This window comes from Nitrospira sp. Vd2 (assembly GCF_979581665.1).
Map to the genome: position 1 here is coordinate 36,218 of NZ_CEFZSK010000041.1, position 16,427 is coordinate 52,644.

A 16,427-nucleotide genomic window follows, 5' to 3' on the forward strand; every position below is an offset into this window, starting at 1 on the left:
CGGCCTCCCGCTCCGGTAGCGGCCACCAAGGGCAAAAATAGTCGAAGAGACGGTCTTATTGATCTTTAAATCTCCCTCAGATACTGTTTGTATGTGAGACCAAAAGCTGGTGGCGCCGACTGAAAGGCTTGGAGGCACCGTATGAACCAAAAAGAACTTCTCTCTCCCCCTCGATTCGTTCAAAACGAACGGGGAGAAATTGTGGAAGTCATCGTCTCCGTTGAGGACTACCGGCGCTTTCTGCGGACGTTGGCTGCACATGCCGACTGGGAGAGCCTCCCTTCCTATTTGCAAGACGCGATTGATCGTCTGCTCGCCGAAGAAGCAAGGGCTGAAGAGGGACCCTCCAAGCCGCTCCAAGATGTGCTGAGCGAATCCGGCAGGCACTCCTGATGCCCTATACTGTTCTGCTCCGACCGGCAGCAGAACGGGACCTCAAGAAGCTTCCTCTGGGAGTCCGATCTCGAATAAAGGAGGTTCTTCTCGGTCTTGAACAAAATCCCCGCCCTCCCGATATGACAAAGCTAACCGATAGCAGCAATCTCTGGCGTATTCGTTCCGGCGATTACCGCATCCTTTTTGAAGTCGATGACATGACGCGGACTATCCTTGTTCTGCGCATTGCGCATCGCAGAGAAGCTTACCGGTAGCACCTCGTGTTCCCACAAGCCTAGGTACCTCTCGATCTTTACTAAAGTATTTCATACCGCCCATTGCCCCACACCGCATATTTCCCCACATGCGTGAACTGCCCCAGGATCAGCAGCGGTAAGAACTCCGCCACCTTGCCCTCGTACGTCACCTCTCCCACAAACCCGCCCATATCATGGGCGAGACCGGTCTTCCAGGACCGGCGGTCCCTGTCTTCCCAACGCAGATGCGAGTGCACGGTGCGAATCGCTTCGGCCCGTTCGCCGAGTGCCTTGAAATCCACATCCAGCGAATCGTCGCAATAGAAATAGGCAAGCGCGTTGATGCGGTCGCGCAGGCGCTTGATGAGATGGTGGAAGTCGGGGCGACTGACCAGTCGGCCGTCGGCTTTGAGCTGCGTGGGGGTGGAGAATCGGATCGTTATTCGTTCACCGTTATTCGTGAATCGTTCGGCAGCGAGGCGGCAGGAGTCCTTGTACGTGATTCGGATCGACGAAGGGCGCACCAAGTTGTTCGTGCCTGAATAGACTTCGGCGATTTCGTGTCCATCCTCGTTGAGCAGCACGACGCGCGCGATGCGATAGCGGCCCCGGCCGAGCCCGATCCCATGATCGCCGAGCTCGCGGAACGTGACGAGGAAGTAGGGGAAATATTCAATTGCGAGGCCGATGAGGACGAGATCGAAATGGAGGGAATCGCCGGGCAACGTGCTGGTTTCACCGCCGTTCGGCGGCCGCAGTACGAACGGTCGCGGAATATCCTGATTCAGGCTCAAGCGATCGCTCCCCGGCGGGGGACTCGGTTCGAAAATCTGCCCGTACGGGCACGTGACTTTCATCCCGCAGGTCTGCCGGCAGTCGGCTGGCATGGGGCAGACGAGCCGCTTGAAGATCGAGCCGAACGCGCCGCGGAGGGAATTACCCGGATTTTTTGGATGGAGGGCGAGCCGCTCTTCCGCTTTCAAGTCAAATCGGAAGACCGCCAATGAGAACGTCTGGAGCATGCCCTACGGCTCGGGAGACTGTAGCGGCGCACTCTAGCACAATACGGGTTTCTATGGAATATGGACCTAAGGCCTAAAGCCGTATGCCGCCACTGGCATGCCGTGCCTCACGGAGGGAGAGGGAGCGGGTCAGATTGCGGAGCCCTTTCGCCGGAAGAGGTCGTGCTGATGAACTGGATCCGATCGAGAAACAACATGCCTGCAAGTGTTCGACTTCGTTCTAAAAGGCGAGCGCCTCGAAGCCGGATGTGATGAGCGTCGTCGGCCATCCCGGGTTGCGCGTACCCGCGAATGAGCAAGCATGAGAGGCCCGCCATACGGCCGCGGACCGGTGGCGATCCACTGTGAGCACCTGACAGATGACGGAAACGCGCTAAAGTTGGCGACCGGAGGGGGCAGCTGAAGCGCTGGAAGGTCGGGTGCTTGAACAAGACGGTCGCCAAAGAGCACGAGGCCATTATCAAAACCAAACTGCTGACGGGCGAGATGCCGAGCTCCTGGAAAGGCACGCGCGCAATCGTGACCTTCCGCGAGTGGGCCGCGGAGTATGTGGGGCTCGAGCAGATCAAGCGGCTGAAGGGATTTCCCTTGCGAAAGCTGTATGTGGAGAACTTGGTCTGGTTCTTCGGCGGGAAACCTCTTGGCGCCATTACCCCGGAGGACGTCCTCCGGTATCGCGCGCAGCGGGTTACTATACCAGGAGGGTCTGTCCCGACTGTCAGGCCATCGTCAGGCTCGCCGGCTGCCGGTAGTGTGGCTGGACCCGGGATGGATGCGGCGCGCCCGTGTCCGAGCAGAGGATCAATTATGATCATATGATGCAAGTTGGTGGCGCGATAATCGAGCGGCCCAGGGGCCGAAGTTCAATCCCCAGAATGAACGGGATCGGATTGACAGTCACGAGGACTGGGAACGGCTGAAGCCGTTCTTGGCGTCCCATCTGCGGCGGTTCCTCACCCGTCCCGTAAGGATGTGGGACCGCGGTGTGGCGAATTGCTCGCCTTGGAATGGCCCGATGAGGATCTGAAACGCAAAGAGTTTACGCTGCGCAAGACCAAGAACGACGAACTCCGGACGATGCTGATGATGCCCGCCGTCTATCAGGTATTCGTGGAACTCTGGAAGGATAGGCGACTGGACACTACTCGCGTGTTCCTGTATAAAGGAAAGCTGATTCACCGCATCGGGACGGCGTTTCGCAATGCCTGTCTCGGGCTCCACAAGATCAGCGAGAGCGGGCGTAGCTCAGTGGTAGAGTCCTAGCTTCCCAAGCTAGTTGTCGTGGGTTCAAATCCCATCGCCCGCTCCATACCGCGCTTGCGAGTACCGATGCGCTATTGATATGCGCAGTCGGATAAACCCTCCGGTGGCTTTCCTTCAATTCCCGCTTGGCCAATGAATTGCGGCACTGATCCTTCTCTTTGAACACACGGATAACACCTCCAGTCTACTCCCTTCATTCCCTCTGACGGGAGCGACGAGTGATCGTCCATGACCACCTCCTCTTAAGGTGGTCCTTCACTCTACAGTTCGAGGCTACGTAAAATGAGCTCGTTGAAGAAAGGCGGTGTCGATGCGCTTCGGTGGGCCGGTGGGAATGAGCGGCTCTCGATCGTGAACGAGTGAAGCCGCGGTCGACGTGGGGACGCTTATCCTGAAAATGTCTTACTGATCAGCGGAGGAGGCAGGCGATCTGATTGCGGTCGCGGCGGACACGCGATCCAATTCTTCCCGCAGCCGCTTGATCTCCTTTTCGAGCTCGATCATCCTCAGTTCGCGCCCCACGACGACATCGGCAAATTCTTCTAACTCACGGTTCTTCTCTTGCAGGGCCCGGTTGGCTTCCTCCAATTCCCGCGTCCGATCCTTCACCCGCTGTTCGAGTTGCTGATGCGCTTCACGTAGCTGTTCCTCGGCGTGGCGGCGCTCGCTCAAATCTCGCGTGACCTTCGCATATCCCTGGAGACGACCGGCGCTGTCCCTCAGCGCGGTGATGACGACGTCCGCCCAAAACCGTGATCCGTCTTTGCGCACGCGCCAGCCCTCGTCTTCGACCCGGCCGTATTCGGCGGCCTGGCTCAGCAGCCGGCGCGCCTTCTGGGCCTGTCGATCTTCTTCGGTGTAGAAAAGAGTGATGGGCTGCCAGATGACTTCGTCGCGCCGGTAGCCCTTTAGCAGTTCCGCTCCTTCGCTCCACGAGACAATGTGCCCGGTCGTATCGACGAGAAAAATCGCGTAGTCCTTTACCTGTTCGACCAACAGTCGGCATCGTTCTTCACTTTGCCGAAGGGCTTCCTGTGTCTCTTTTTGAGCGCTGATATCCCGAATGGCGGTGACCCGTACATTGCGTCCTTGGTAAGGCATCGCCTTGCCGCGGATTTCTGCCGGGAATCGGCGGCCATCCTTCGTTTGGCAGATCGCTTCGTAGGGCGCTTCATATCCAGACAAGTTCATCCGCCTGACCAGCTCGCGTTGGTCTGACGGATGAAAGTCCGGTGCATGCATGGATGCGATTTCGTCAAGGGTATAACCGAACATCCGCAGAAAAGTGTCGTTGACCTCTAGAACGCGCCCGCCTTCGGTCACCGCGATCGCCTCAAAGGTTGCATCCGCCAGTCGGCGGAAGCGGTCCTCACTCTCACGCAACGAGGCTTCGGTCTTGTGGCGTTCCTCGATCTCTCGTTGCAGCGCCTGCACCGCGCGCTCGAGCTGCTCGGCTCGCGCCTGCATGGCCTGATCGTGCGCCGCAACCTGCCGCCCCAGGCGGCGTCGTTCAAGGGCGCGCTTCAACCACGCCAAGAAATATTCGCGGTCGAGCGGCTTCTGCATGTACGCGTACGCGCCGCTGCGCAGCGCCTTGACGCCGAGATCGCGATCGCCGTGGGCCGTGATCAACAGCGTCGGGATATCCGGCCACCGCTCAAAGACCGTGCTCATAAACGCCAAGCCGTCCATCTGCGGAAGCATGATGTCGCTCACGATCACGTCATAGTCGCGGCGCGCGATGAGCTCCAAGGCCTCCTCCGCAGACACGGCCCTCTCCACCCGCGTCTCGGGAAGATGGAACAACAGCATGTCCGTCATGAATTGGAGGAAGTCAGGGTCGTCGTCGACCAACAGGAGAAGGGATTTCTCGATCTCAGGAGAGGCGGACATACTTGGGTACTGTAGAGGAAAGCAGCGAACTCATTCAAGCGGGAGTCGTGCTTCAGCAGTAAGGCGCACGACGAGTGTTCGACTGTAGTGAGGCGACGTAAGAGATAATCAGAGCGGCAAGAAGGTGGTCTATGCACCGCACGACGTGCGGAGTGGTGGAGCGATCGCCGGGGACGACTGATTACGGCTCACTCCCCGTGGATTTGAGCCGTTCATGCAGCCGGCGAATCTCTTCTTTCAGTCTGATCATCTCCAATTCGCGTCCCACGACCACTTCTTCGAATTGCTCCAGCTCGCGCAATCGTTCGGACAGCTCTTCGTTCAGCTTGCGAATCCGCTCGTCCTTCTCTTTATGGACGGTCATATCACGGATGATCTTGCCGAACGCGCGAATCTCATCGTGTTGGATCGCCACGGTCACGCCGGTGACCCACACGCGGCCCCCATCCTTGCGCTTGAGCCATCGATCATCGGACGCGCGGCCCCGCTGTCGTGCGTCGTTGAGTTCACGCTCTGGGATGCCGGCGGCGACGTCTTCCGGGAGATACAGGGTGGACAGCGGCTGGCCGATGATTTCGGCACGGTCATATCCGAATAACCTGGCGGCTCCTTCATTCCAAGTCGTGATAAGCCCGTCGCGATCGAGTAAGAAGATTGCGAAGTCGCGGACGTGACGGATGAGTAGTTCGTACAGGTCTTCCCGCTCTGCCTGGCTATCATTAAACCGCCGCATAGCTGTACTTGACCATGCCGGCGCGCGGCGTCGCCAGCAGAAGCCTTTCACCTGACAGGGCCGACGGCGCCTTACGTAACTGAAAGCCCGCTCGGCGTGCCGAACCGTTCGTCCCGCACGCCCGGGTGCTGACACGGGTCGTCATGATCCCGCACGGCGAAGCGGCCGCGCGTCCGATAGTGTCTCGTGCCGAAATCCTGGCACAGTGCGACCCGTAGCGGCCGTGACGGTCACTTCACGGCAAAGGAGTGACGCTATGGAACGGAACGAAGAAGCCATCGCTATCGCGACCAGCATTTTCATTGCGGGGTTCTTTTTGGGAATTGGAACCGGCATTCTGCTCGCGCCGCATGCCGGTGGACAGGGTGGACCGCGATTAAGACGGATCGCGACGGATCTCCTCGGCGACGCGACGAAGGCCATTCAGGGCTCGACAGAGTCGGCGTCCGGTACATGACGCGCCGATCATCACCAGTCGGCAGTCCATTGAACAACAGGAGTCATAATGAAGAGTATTCGTGTGTTTGGACCGCTTTTGGTCGTCTGGACGGCTGCGGCCGGATGTTCCGCGATGGGGGAAGCCGACCGGGTCGATCAAACGTTGACGCGGAAGATGGACGCACTTACGGCTTCTCTCAAAACCGAATTGCGCGACATGCGGAACGACTTACGCAATCAAGAGCGCCGGCATGACGAGATGGCCAAAGTTCTCGATTCGTTGAAGACGGTCATCTATTCGAATACCGAATCCCTCCGGCGCTCCAATGAAGGGCTGGAACGGGAGACGAAGGCGCTCATACAGAGCATGGCCGATGAGATCGGCGTCCGGGCGCAGTTGGCCAAAGATCATGAGCAGGTCCAGCGGACGATTCAAGGTCTGACCAAATCCGTCGAGACGCTGACACCGCTTGCCGGAGAGCTCGATGCGCAGGTGAAACAAGTGACAGGCGTGCTTCAGGAAAACTATCGGTCAGAGTTACGGCTCCTCAAGGAACGGCTCCGGCTCCTCGAAGAAATGACGAAACAGCCGGGGGACGGGCACGTGCAAGCCGGCCCGCATGTCGGAGAGCAAGGCGGCAAACCGCCGCAAGAGAGCCGCGTCAGGACCGAGAAAGACAAGTGACAGATCCTGTTTTTCGTTGAGCCCGGTCATGCTCGGCCGGACATCGTGTCCTTCAAGTCCACCGCTGTCAGCATTCTCGGCCGTAGCCGGCTCGAGCGTCCGATCAGCCGACTGGTTCGCAAACAGCGCGCACACAGCATTGTCGAGGTTCCACCCGATGAAAGCCTGGTGTAGAGGGCCCCGGTCGTCCCACGGCAACTCTGACACAGCCATTCCTCCTTCGGTTAACCGCTTGGTCTAGCATCCGTTGTGCCATTCTCCGGCAGATTGCTTTTCTGAAGCGTCGCGGATTTGTTATGGCGCGTCGTGAATGCAGCCGAGCCGGAATGAGGTATCGCGGGACATCGTGTGTCTGACATTTGGAAAAGTCCTAGCACAGCAGTTCTCGGACGCGCCGGATGAGCTCATCGGCGAATGCCTTCGTCGTCGCATGCCCTCGTAGGTCGGCGGTGCGGACTCCACCAGTCACGACGGCGAAGACCGCGGTCTCTACCGCCCGGCTGGCATTGCTGCGGTTTCGTCAATGTAGGAGAGCAACGACGCACCGGCCAATCTCATCGCCACGGGAGTGGCGGCGTTCTCCGAAACAATGATGGCGCGGGAATCACGAGCGGCGTCTCCGCCTTTTTCAGAAGCAGGGCAATAGGTCGCCGGTCGTTTGCGGAGCACCATGAGCGAGGCGATCGTTCTTGAGGAAGGGCGGGGCCGGCCCGCGACGAAGGCGCGTATCGCCGACTCTATCAGGACCCGCCCGCTCTCCCTCTGCGTGCTTGCCGCGCTTGCCGTCATCAGCTGGTTACCCCGCATGGAAGGGCCGCTCGATCTTCGGTGGGACGGCGGAGCCTATTACGTGCTCGGCACGTCGTTGGCAGAAGGCAAGGGGTATCGGCTGTTGAATGAGCCCGGTGAGATCGAGGCGGTGCAGTATCCGCCGCTGCTGCCAGCCATCGTGGCCGCCCATCAGCTCGTGCTTGGGACGAGCGATCCTACTGTTGTCGGCAAGTGGCTGCGACTGTCTTTTTTTGTGATCTATGTCGGCTATGTGTTCGGAGCGTATGCGCTGCTGCGAACGTTTCTCCCCGAACCGTATGCATTGGGCGCGGCGCTCGTCGTCATCCTGAATCTGTTCACGCACTTTTTGTCGGACCTGTGTTTCGCCGAACTGCCCTTTGCACTGATCAGTACGCTGTTCGTGTTGGCCAATCGGAAACCGGGCCTCCTGCCTCAATTGCTCGCGAGCGTGTGCGCCGTCGCGGCGTATCTGTTGCGAACGATCGGCATCGCGCTGTTCGTCGCCTGGATCGGTGAAGCGCTGCTCACGCGCCGCTTTCGGACCGCGGCTTTCCGTATGGTGGTGGCGGCGCTGCCGGTGTTCGCATGGCATGCCTATATTCATGCCGTCGAGTCGAGTCCCAGCTACACCCATCCGGCCTATGCGTATCAGCGGGCTGAGTACCTGTTCTACAACGTGAGCTATTCGAAGAACATGTCGTTGCGGGATCCCTTCACGCCGGAGCGCGGCCACATCTCGGCTCAGGAACTGTTGCAACGGTTCGTCGAGAATCTGGTCCGGATGCCGTTCAGTGTCGGAGAAGGGGTCAGCGCGCGGATCGGATATTGGGAGTACTATCTCGCCGCGGTCTTGGAGCCGACAGGATTGCGCGGCATTTGGCGAGTGTGGACCTACGGGCCGCCTCTCCTCCTCGGATTGTTAGGTCTGACCGTTATGGCCGGCCTGTTCCTTCTGGCTCGGGACGGCGAGAAACTGATTCCCCTGTACGTGTTATTGGTGCTGGCCGCCCTGTGCCTGATCCCCTGGCCTGTGCAGTGGCCCCGGTATTGGGCGCCCGTCGTCCCATTCTTAGCGTTGGGATTGTATCGAGCGGCGATGGCACGCCCGATGGATTATGAATCCCGCGGCGCGAAGCTGTGGCGTATACTGGCCCATCTATTTGTCGGCCTGACTCTTGTGTTTCAAGTGCTCGCGCTTTACACGGCCTATACCCGGCAGATCGACAAGGCCGAGTACCGGGATCGAAACGGTCAGCTCGTCTCATCACGGTTGTTCTTTTACAAAGAAGACGGCTACAGCGAGCTCGATGCGGCGCTCGATTGGTTGAGGAGCCACGCACGGGGAGACGAGGTCATTGCCGCCTCAATGCCGCATTGGGCGTACATCAGAACCGGCTTGAAGAGCGTGATGCCGCCGTTCGAGCAGGACCGTGACAAGATGCAAGCGCTGCTGGACTCAGTCCCGGTCAGCTATGTCGTCGTGGACGGTACGCCGATCAACTTTACGCGTCGGTATACGCTTGCTCTTCTGAAGGAGGATCCGCACCGCTGGAGGCAGGTCTACTCCATCGTCGGCGGCTCTTCTGATCCGGATCGATTCGTCGAGATTTACCAGCGCGTCGGTCGATGATGGTGCCTGCGATGGAGCCACGATGAAATTGCTCATCGCCATTCCGGCGTTAAACGAGGAAGACAGCATCGACAGTATCATCGTCCGATCGCTCGCCGCGCGGGAGACGATCATCAATGACTCCCCGGTCACGGAGGTCGAGGTCACCGTCGTGAGCGATGGCTCGACCGACCGGACCGTCGAGCGCGCGCGGAAATATGATGGCCGGATCAATCTGATCGTCTTCGAGCGCAACAGGGGATACGGTGCGGCCATCAAGGAAGCCTGGGCGCGCTCGGATGCCGATCTCCTCGGCTTCCTCGACGCCGACGGCACCTGTGACCCGGTGTTTTTCGCCACGCTGTGCAACGTGCTGGTGAGCGAAGCGGCCGACGTCGCGCTGGGATGCCGCATGAACAGGAACAGTCGAATGCCGTGGCTGCGGCGCATCGGGAATCGGCTTTTCGCGTCGATCCTGACGGTGCTCTCGTCCGCGCTCGTGAGGGATACGGCGAGCGGCATGCGGGTGGTCCGGCGCCAGAGCCTGGGGAAGCTGCTGCCCTTGCCGGATGGGCTGCACTTCACCCCGGCGATGAGCGCGCGGGCGCTCCTCAGCCATGCGCTGAAGATCGTCGAGGTCGACATGCCGTATTACGAACGGGAAGGCGAGTCCAAGCTCCGGCCCGGGCGAGATGGGCTTCGATTTTTGCGCGCGATCATCGATGCCGCGTTCCTGTATCGACCGGCCAGGCCGTTGGCGATCCTCGCCCTCGTGTGGCTCGCCGTGGCGACGAGTCTCATGATCACCCCGACCATCTACTATGTTCAGCATCGCGCCGTGCAGGAGTGGATGATCTATCGCTTCGTGGTGAGCCACTTGGCCGGGACCTTGGCGTGTCTGTTGCTGTCGGCCAGTTATCTCACGGGAAAGATGGTCGGCCTCGCGTTGCCCGATCAGAGGATGGTGCAGGACCGGCCGAACCTGCTCGAGTCGTTCTTCACGAGCCGCCTCGTCTGGCCGGCAGTGATCGGCTTGCTCATCGGCGGCGGGCTGTTGGTGCTTCCCAGTTTCCTCGAGCTCGTGCGCACGGGCGCCACGTATGAGCATTGGTCGCGATTCATCGTGATGTCGTTCTGCTGGACGACCGCATTCATCATCGTCGTCACGTGGCTCATCGATTATACGTTGGGATTGATCCATACCGAACGGATCGTGACCAACGCGGCGGCAAGCCCCGATGGGAGGAGTCAAACCATCGGCGTGCGGCAGGCACTGCCCTAAATGGGCTCGAACACCGCGACCACGGCTGCCCACAGCTTGACCTCTTCCACCACCCGCATGTGCGCCCGCAGCCAGTCTTCCTCAGGCGCGGGTTCGCCCACCGTGTGAATCTTCACCAAGAAGATCCGGCGTCCCGACGCCAATTGGGCAATATCGTCGGGCACGTGCCGCTGTTTGAGTTGGCCGACCCATGAGAAGAGGGCGATCGGTCGCTCCAGGTAGCGAGCCACGCCCAGCACTCCGGAGGGGATCGAGTGGATGACGACGAGATCGCGGTCATGCACCCGTTCGTCGAGGAGTGCCGCAACCTGCCGAAATGGTTCCCACCCGCGTACCGACTCCGTGAGGACCGACCAGACCCCGGGCAGCCAAACCAGGAGGATGAGCAGGAGGAGAAACCGGCGCAGCTTTCCTTCCAGTTGGCCGAGCACCATCCCGATGAGGATTAACAACGCGGGCATTCCGGCGATCGCGTAACGGGAAAGGGCGGTGGTGTAGGTGTTCATCACACGGTCGAACGCGAACGGGCCGAGACACGCCGTGAGCAGCCACAACCACAGAAGCTGCGCGCGCCGCGCGAACACGCGGGATCTGAGAACAGTGAGACCGACGACCGCCACTGCAAGGAAGACGATCGCCGCTGCATATCCCACCCAGGCACGGCTCCTCCATAATCGATTGTTCGGTGACAGAAAGGTCCACGGTAACTCGATCGTCGCGAGCGAGCGGCTGGACACCGTCGGCATCCGCAACCAGTCCTTGGTGACGCGCCAGAGAGAGAGGCTTTCCGAAAGGTGGACATACCACGGCGCGACCAGCAAGACCACGGCGGTCATCATGCCGATCAACGACAAACGAGGAAGCCGCCCGGGCGACATCATCAGCCACATGCCGCACGCGATCATCACAAAGCCGAAGAAATAGTGAGTGAGCATGCCGGCCGCGGCGACGAGGACCCACCCCGCGAGAAACGGCATGCGTCCGCCATGGCCGGCCAGTTTGAGGGTGAACCACGCGAGGGCGAGCGCCAGGAACCAGAGCAGGGAATACATCCGGCCTTCCAGCGAGTAATAGATGGAGACCGGAGATGCGGCAAACAGCACGAGGGTGGGTAGTAACGCGGCTTGCCCCCCAATGCTCCGCGCGATGGCGACCATGAACGGCACGCCCGCGAGTGCCCAGATAACGGAGAAGCTGCGCAGGGCCGCGTCCGTGGTCCCCACGATGCGCGTCCACCAATGGAGCAGCAGATAGTAGAGCGGAGGGCTCGTATCCGAGAGAAACACGGCCCGCGTGACGCCCGTCATCCGGACAGGCGGTACGTGGTGCGCCAGATACCGTTTGTACTCTGTGGCAGGGAGCGGCGTTGGTGACTCGGCATAATCGCCGAGCTGCGGATCGGTCTTCGATGGCGGCTGCTCGAGACTATGCCCCGTCGCCATGGCCAGCGAGAAGACCTCATCGGCCCACAAGCCCTGCCGATCGAGCACGACCAGGCGGAGGACCGCAGCAACGATGAACACGAACAGGACGCCGAGGAGGAAAAGGCGGCGGTCGGTGCGCCGGGCTATGAGCGCGCTATTCACCGGGCGACGGGCGACTGCGGCGGTGCCGTATAGTCGCTCCGCCAGGTGCTTCGGACGTCGCCATGCCTCGCGAGTCCCTTGTACGGTCCGACCCGCAGCACACTCGCGAGCCAGAGGTTCCACAACACCTGGAAGTATCCTCGCCCTACGCGCACCAACCGGAACGACGAGGTGCCCATGTCCGGTGTCCGGTTGATCCACGAGATCGGTACTTCTTTGACCGTATAGCCCATGACGAGCGGCTGCAGCCCCGTCTCCGCGTTCACAGCGAAGGACGGCTGCGTGAGAATGAGCCGTTGTACCACCTCGCGCTTCTGAAGCTTGAGATTGTTCGTGAGGTCGCGAAAGCTCCGCAACAGGACCATGCGAGCCAAGAGGTGAAACGCGCGGTTCGCCACAATTTTCGAAAACGGGTAGTTCAAGAGCACGCTGTGCCGCGAAAACCGGCTGCCCACCACGACATCGTAGCCGTAGAGAGCGGCGGCATCCAGCATATCTCGTATTTCCGGCAATAGATGTTGAAAGTCGCAATCCATCGACAACACATACCGACCCGTGGCCGCGCGATAGCCGTCACGAATCGCCAAGCCGACGCCATTCGGTGGCCGCCGATAGATGGGCTTGATTCGCCCGTCCGTGGCCGCGAGTCGTTCGATGACGGCACGCGTGCCGTCGGTGCTGTTGTCGTCAACCGGAATAATCTCGTGCAGGTACTCATCGAACAACGTCGTCAACCGTCTGACGAGCGGCTCGATATTCATGTCCTCGTTGTGGCAGGGAATGACGACGGACACGGCGCGCCGCAGGGCTTCGTGCTCGAAAAGGGAGACGCGCGGCGGCTCGACCACGCGCGGCGGTTTCTGGCAACTCACGAGAATCGAGCCGGCCAGCGTGCGCACGGCCGGGGCGTTCTCCAGCAGGATGGACAAATTGCGAAACAGCCACATGAGGGCGTAAGGGATCGGCCGAAAGACAAAGTCGTTGTAAACGGCGGAGACGCGGATAAAGCCGATCTCGGAGATCAGCTCGTAGAGTTCGGGGCGGCTCAGCAGCTGACGGGGATCGGGGACACCCAACCAGCGTGACAGTCCGCGGTGCAGCTTCAGCACGGGATTCCAAGGATTGCTCTCGTAGAAGAGCGCTTGTCCTCCCGGCTTCAGCAGATCGTAGACCTGCTGCAGCATCCAGGGGGAGTTCGCGCGATCGAGGAGGTCCATCGCAACGATGAAATCGAACTGCCGGCTGGCCAATAGGCCCGGAAGCGACGACAGCGCCAGATATTCGACCGAGGACGGAAGCGCCTGCGGCCGGCCCGGATGGCCGTTGAACGTGATGCACGTCAGCGGGTTTTCGCCACGCGAGACGGCCAGCAAATGCTTGGTGAAGCGGGCTTGCCCGCAGCCGAGTTCGAGGATCGTCTGCGTGGGGAGCAGATGGACGCGGTGCCGAAACGTCTGAGCGCGCCAGAGGAGCCGTTCATCGACGATGGGATCGCGCTCGTCCCAATAGCGGTCGCGAAAGCGTTCCCGGATGGCCAATGTGTCGATGAAGGTCTTCACATCACGCGTGATAATGAAGCGCTGGCTCGTTCCTGCCAGGAGGCCACGATTTCACGGAAGATCGTGTCGAGGGATTTCGTGACGGCCCAGCCAGGGTAATCCCGCTGGACACGGCGGAGGTCGCTGATGTAGCAGATGTGATCGCCTTCGCGGTTCGCCTCCTGATACTCGGCCCGCATCCGCTTGCCGGTCAACTGCTCGACGATATCGAAGGCTTCCAGGATCGAACAGGAGTTGGCGCGGCCGCCACCCACGTTGTAGACGGCGCCGCAACGGGGCTGTTCGTAGATCGCTTCGATCAACCGCGCGACGTCGTAGCTGTGAATATTGTCCCGGACCTGTTTGCCTTTGTACCCATAGATCCGGTACGTGCCGCCCTCGAGCTGCGTCTTGACGAGGAAGGAGAGGAAGCCGTGCAGTTCCACGCTGGCATGGTTGGGTCCGGTGAGGCAGCCGCCGCGCAGCGAAGTGGTGTTCAGGCCGTAATAGCGCCCGTACTCCTGCACCATGACATCCGCCGCCACTTTGCTCGCGCCGAAGATCGAATGTTTGGATCGATCGATGCGCATCTCTTCGGAGATGCCGCAATAGTCCTCGGCGCGGGCGTATTCCCAGCGCGTCGCGAGTTCGGTCAACGGTAATTCGTTCGGTGCGTCTCCGTAGACTTTGTTGGTCGACATGAAGACGAACACGGCCCGGGGGCTCAATTGGCGGGTCAACTCGAGCAGGTTGAACGTGCCGACGGCGTTGACATCAAAATCATCGATGGGACGACGCGCGGCTAAGTCGTGGCTCGGTTGCGCAGCACAGTGGACGATCAGATCGAAGGGCCCCTGTTGAACGAACAGTTCGTGGAGACCCTGACGGTCGCGGATGTCCAAGTCGTAATGACGAAACCGCCGCGTGAGACCGCGCAATCGCTCCAAGTTCCAAGTCGTATCGCCGGAGGGCCCGAAAAAATCGGCGCGCATGTTGTTGTCGATGCCGATGATCGAACTCGCTCGGGGGTCGAAATAGCTGACCAACTCTGACCCGATCAGGCCGCTTGAGCCCGTCACCAGGAGTTTCACGCGTCCCCTCTCATCGGTATCCGCGGATCATGCTGGAGGGCGAGTGATGATGGATCGCATCTAAAGCCTCTAGGCATAGGGCAGCGACTCCTTTCCCATTACGCGTGAGATCTTTCCCCCGATCAACTTCAACAGTCCCTGGCGATAGAAGCGAAGCAGAATCGACAACGAGGCCGCCGCCCGGCGCCATCGTCCCTGGCGTGCTTCGGACACCATCTGCCAGACGAGCGGGGGACCGCACGCATCCTGATATTGGCGGACGCCGGCTCGAAAGGCCTTTTCGTAGACCGGATGTCCCCGGACATAGGGCCATTGCGCGCGCATGGCGGCAATCCCACTGCTCAACATCAGGCCCCATTGCTGTGACATTTGGGAGGGGTGCCGCCGATATTCCGCGATGCATTGATGATGACACCGAATGGGAAAGCGCCGTGTGATATGAAGCCAACAGTCGCGGTCCTCACTGCCCTCGAACGTGCGATCCTCTTTGAATCCTCCCACCGCCGTCATCGCCTCGCGCCGTACCATCACACTATGAGGCGGCGTGATGAATCCGAAGCGGAGTAAGGCGGCGTATTGGTCGGGCTCCGTGGAGCACGTATGGCGGTGCCAGGTTCCCTCCGCTCCGAACCAGCGGAAATCGCCGCAGACGAGCGCGAGTTCCGGGTGTTCGGAGAACACACGCAGGCAAGTCTCGAAGTGGTGCGGGAGCAACCGATCATCGGCGTCGAGGAAGACGAGAAACGGGCCGGAGCTGTGACGGACGCCGGTATTGCGACTGGCGCCCAGACCCTTGTTTCGATCATGCTTGACGTATCGCACCTGCGGATACTGCCGCACGACGTGAGAGGTCATATCCGGGGACGCATCGTCGACGACAATGATTTCGTGGTGCGGGTATGTTTGTGCGAGCACACTCTCGATCGCTTCCCGCAGGAAGTGACCCTGGTTGTAGCAGGGGATAATGACGCTGACGGACGGCGGTACTGTGTGAGCCTGCGGACCTCCCGCGTGGCCTTCCCGGTCTTGCTGCGACGCCGCGTGGCGCGACGTCGCCTGCGACAGGGGCGACGGGGGTACGCCTGAAATCGGAGGTGGCGGCAATCAGTCTCCTTTTCAAGTCCGAGCGAAGATAGGCTATCGTACCGAGTTGTCACGAACATACCCTCTTTCTAGGTATCTTTGTGCCGGAGCGTCGCCTACAGCCCGCGCGTCATTGTGAGCCGCACACGGCCGGGAGGGAAATGTCTGCTCGGTCAAGTTATAGAGGCGCGCGGATCCGGCTCTTGACTTGCGCAGACGGCGCCTTATCTACCCGGCTGCGGGAGGAATGGACGCCCGGGGGGAATGATGTTCTACCGGGGGTCAAGGACGTGAGGATGGTGTGCAGGCCCGGCCCAGACCGGGAAGCCTAAAGTCCTTCCCTACGGCTCCACCGTTACCTGACGCTCCTGAGGGAGCGTCCTCCTCCCCGCAATTCTATGGCGCCGGTTCCCATCATGATGTCTGCCCGATCTGTTCCGGTGTGCCGCTCCGTGCCCTAGCGCGCGGGTCGTCGCCTCTCTTGATCCCCTGTGATTCTTTCATGTGATTCTTTCAATGGAGGCCTATGCTGACAGACCACTCTGTCGGATCGGCAGTGTTGCGGTCGGCTGCACCGCTGTTGGCAGAACTGCAAGCGGCACGGTCCGTGTCCGATCTTCGACGGTTCGTACGCCGGTTGCGCTGGACGGTTCCGGCTGATTACTTGGCGACGCGGACGCGTGCCGACCGGCAGAATGGGATGAGAGGTCTTCTTCCTTTGTGGACGTATCCCACGAGCGCGACACTACAGTGGGACGATGGGTCGGATTTCATTATTCA

At 60.5% G+C, this 16,427-nt stretch carries 14 protein-coding genes, 1 tRNA gene and 2 pseudogenes; 9 read left to right on the top strand and 8 right to left on the bottom strand.

The features are described from left to right. Window positions 1-141 precede the first annotated feature (141 nt). Window positions 142-393, top strand: coding sequence for a hypothetical protein (locus AC1U7K_RS17785; RefSeq protein ID WP_480253133.1), 252 nt, complete (start codon window positions 142-144; stop codon window positions 391-393). Beyond that, on the top strand, window positions 393-650 hold the full coding sequence (locus tag AC1U7K_RS17790) for a type II toxin-antitoxin system RelE family toxin (RefSeq protein WP_480253135.1): 258 nt from the start codon (window positions 393-395) through the stop codon (window positions 648-650). Before AC1U7K_RS17785 ends, AC1U7K_RS17790 begins: the two co-directional genes overlap by 1 nt. A gap of 41 nt (window positions 651-691) precedes the next feature. Here AC1U7K_RS17790 and cas6 read toward each other — a convergent pair whose 3' ends face one another. After that, window positions 692-1,654, bottom strand: a complete 963-nt coding sequence (gene cas6, locus AC1U7K_RS17795) for a CRISPR system precrRNA processing endoribonuclease RAMP protein Cas6 (RefSeq protein ID WP_480253136.1) — start codon at window positions 1,652-1,654, stop codon at window positions 692-694. Window positions 1,655-2,077: 423 nt separating this feature from the next. Here cas6 and AC1U7K_RS17800 point away from each other — a divergent pair, with 423 nt between their 5' ends. The 3 genes from AC1U7K_RS17800 to AC1U7K_RS17810 all read left to right on the top strand — a co-directional run bounded on the left by AC1U7K_RS17800 (window position 2,078) and on the right by AC1U7K_RS17810 (window position 2,963). After that, window positions 2,078-2,473 carry a hypothetical protein gene (locus tag AC1U7K_RS17800; protein WP_480253138.1) on the top strand — a complete coding sequence of 132 codons (396 nt, stop codon included), beginning with the start codon at window positions 2,078-2,080 and terminating at the stop codon, window positions 2,471-2,473. Between the two features lie 153 nt (window positions 2,474-2,626). Continuing rightward, the gene (locus tag AC1U7K_RS17805) at window positions 2,627-2,917 is read left to right on the top strand and encodes a site-specific integrase (protein ID WP_480253140.1); all 291 of its coding nucleotides are present in this window, start codon (window positions 2,627-2,629) and stop codon (window positions 2,915-2,917) included. Beyond that, window positions 2,889-2,963, top strand: a tRNA-Gly gene (locus AC1U7K_RS17810). The genes AC1U7K_RS17805 and AC1U7K_RS17810 overlap by 29 nt, the downstream gene beginning before the upstream one ends. Window positions 2,964-3,570: 607 nt before the next feature. On the opposite strand, the pseudogene AC1U7K_RS17815 reads toward AC1U7K_RS17810, so the two are convergent. The 3 genes and pseudogenes from AC1U7K_RS17815 to AC1U7K_RS17825 form a co-directional block, all read right to left on the bottom strand. After that, window positions 3,571-3,949 (bottom strand): annotated as a pseudogene (locus AC1U7K_RS17815) (PAS domain-containing protein); the annotation flags it as partial. A gap of 30 nt (window positions 3,950-3,979) precedes the next feature. After that, window positions 3,980-4,810: pseudogene (locus AC1U7K_RS17820) on the bottom strand (response regulator); the annotation flags it as partial. Between the two features lie 181 nt (window positions 4,811-4,991). Further along, window positions 4,992-5,543, bottom strand: coding sequence for a PAS domain S-box protein (locus AC1U7K_RS17825; protein WP_480253141.1), 552 nt, complete (start codon window positions 5,541-5,543; stop codon window positions 4,992-4,994). Between the two features lie 256 nt (window positions 5,544-5,799). On the opposite strand from AC1U7K_RS17825, the gene AC1U7K_RS17830 reads away from it, so the two are divergent. From AC1U7K_RS17830 to AC1U7K_RS17845, 4 genes are all read left to right on the top strand, one after another. Beyond that, window positions 5,800-6,000 (top strand): hypothetical protein, encoded by a 201-nt coding sequence (locus tag AC1U7K_RS17830; protein WP_480253143.1) that lies wholly within the window; start codon window positions 5,800-5,802, stop codon window positions 5,998-6,000. A 48-nt stretch (window positions 6,001-6,048) separates the two neighbouring features. Further along, a complete protein-coding gene (locus AC1U7K_RS17835) occupies window positions 6,049-6,666 on the top strand; it encodes a hypothetical protein (protein WP_480253145.1) in 618 nt (205 codons plus the stop codon). 670 nt (window positions 6,667-7,336) lie between these two features. Beyond that, the gene (locus AC1U7K_RS17840; RefSeq protein ID WP_480253146.1) at window positions 7,337-9,088 is read left to right on the top strand and encodes a hypothetical protein; all 1,752 of its coding nucleotides are present in this window, start codon (window positions 7,337-7,339) and stop codon (window positions 9,086-9,088) included. A 22-nt stretch (window positions 9,089-9,110) separates the two neighbouring features. After that, window positions 9,111-10,349 carry a glycosyltransferase family 2 protein gene (locus tag AC1U7K_RS17845; protein ID WP_480253148.1) on the top strand — a complete coding sequence of 413 codons (1,239 nt, stop codon included), beginning with the start codon at window positions 9,111-9,113 and terminating at the stop codon, window positions 10,347-10,349. On the opposite strand, the gene AC1U7K_RS17850 is transcribed toward AC1U7K_RS17845, so the two are convergent. The 4 genes from AC1U7K_RS17850 to AC1U7K_RS17865 all read right to left on the bottom strand — a co-directional run bounded on the left by AC1U7K_RS17850 (window position 10,346) and on the right by AC1U7K_RS17865 (window position 15,668). Further along, window positions 10,346-11,935 (bottom strand): glycosyltransferase family 39 protein, encoded by a 1,590-nt coding sequence (locus AC1U7K_RS17850; RefSeq protein ID WP_480253150.1) that lies wholly within the window; start codon window positions 11,933-11,935, stop codon window positions 10,346-10,348. The two genes, AC1U7K_RS17845 and AC1U7K_RS17850, sit on opposite strands and share 4 nt — an antisense overlap. Beyond that, window positions 11,932-13,494, bottom strand: a complete 1,563-nt coding sequence (locus AC1U7K_RS17855; RefSeq protein ID WP_480253152.1) for a glycosyltransferase — start codon at window positions 13,492-13,494, stop codon at window positions 11,932-11,934. The genes AC1U7K_RS17850 and AC1U7K_RS17855 overlap by 4 nt, the downstream gene beginning before the upstream one ends. Beyond that, complete coding sequence (locus tag AC1U7K_RS17860; protein WP_480253154.1) at window positions 13,491-14,564, bottom strand: NAD-dependent epimerase/dehydratase family protein; 1,074 nt, start codon at window positions 14,562-14,564, stop codon at window positions 13,491-13,493. Before AC1U7K_RS17860 ends, AC1U7K_RS17855 begins: the two co-directional genes overlap by 4 nt. A gap of 69 nt (window positions 14,565-14,633) precedes the next feature. Then, window positions 14,634-15,668, bottom strand: a complete 1,035-nt coding sequence (locus tag AC1U7K_RS17865) for a glycosyltransferase family 2 protein (protein WP_480253156.1) — start codon at window positions 15,666-15,668, stop codon at window positions 14,634-14,636. Window positions 15,669-16,427 lie beyond the last annotated feature (759 nt).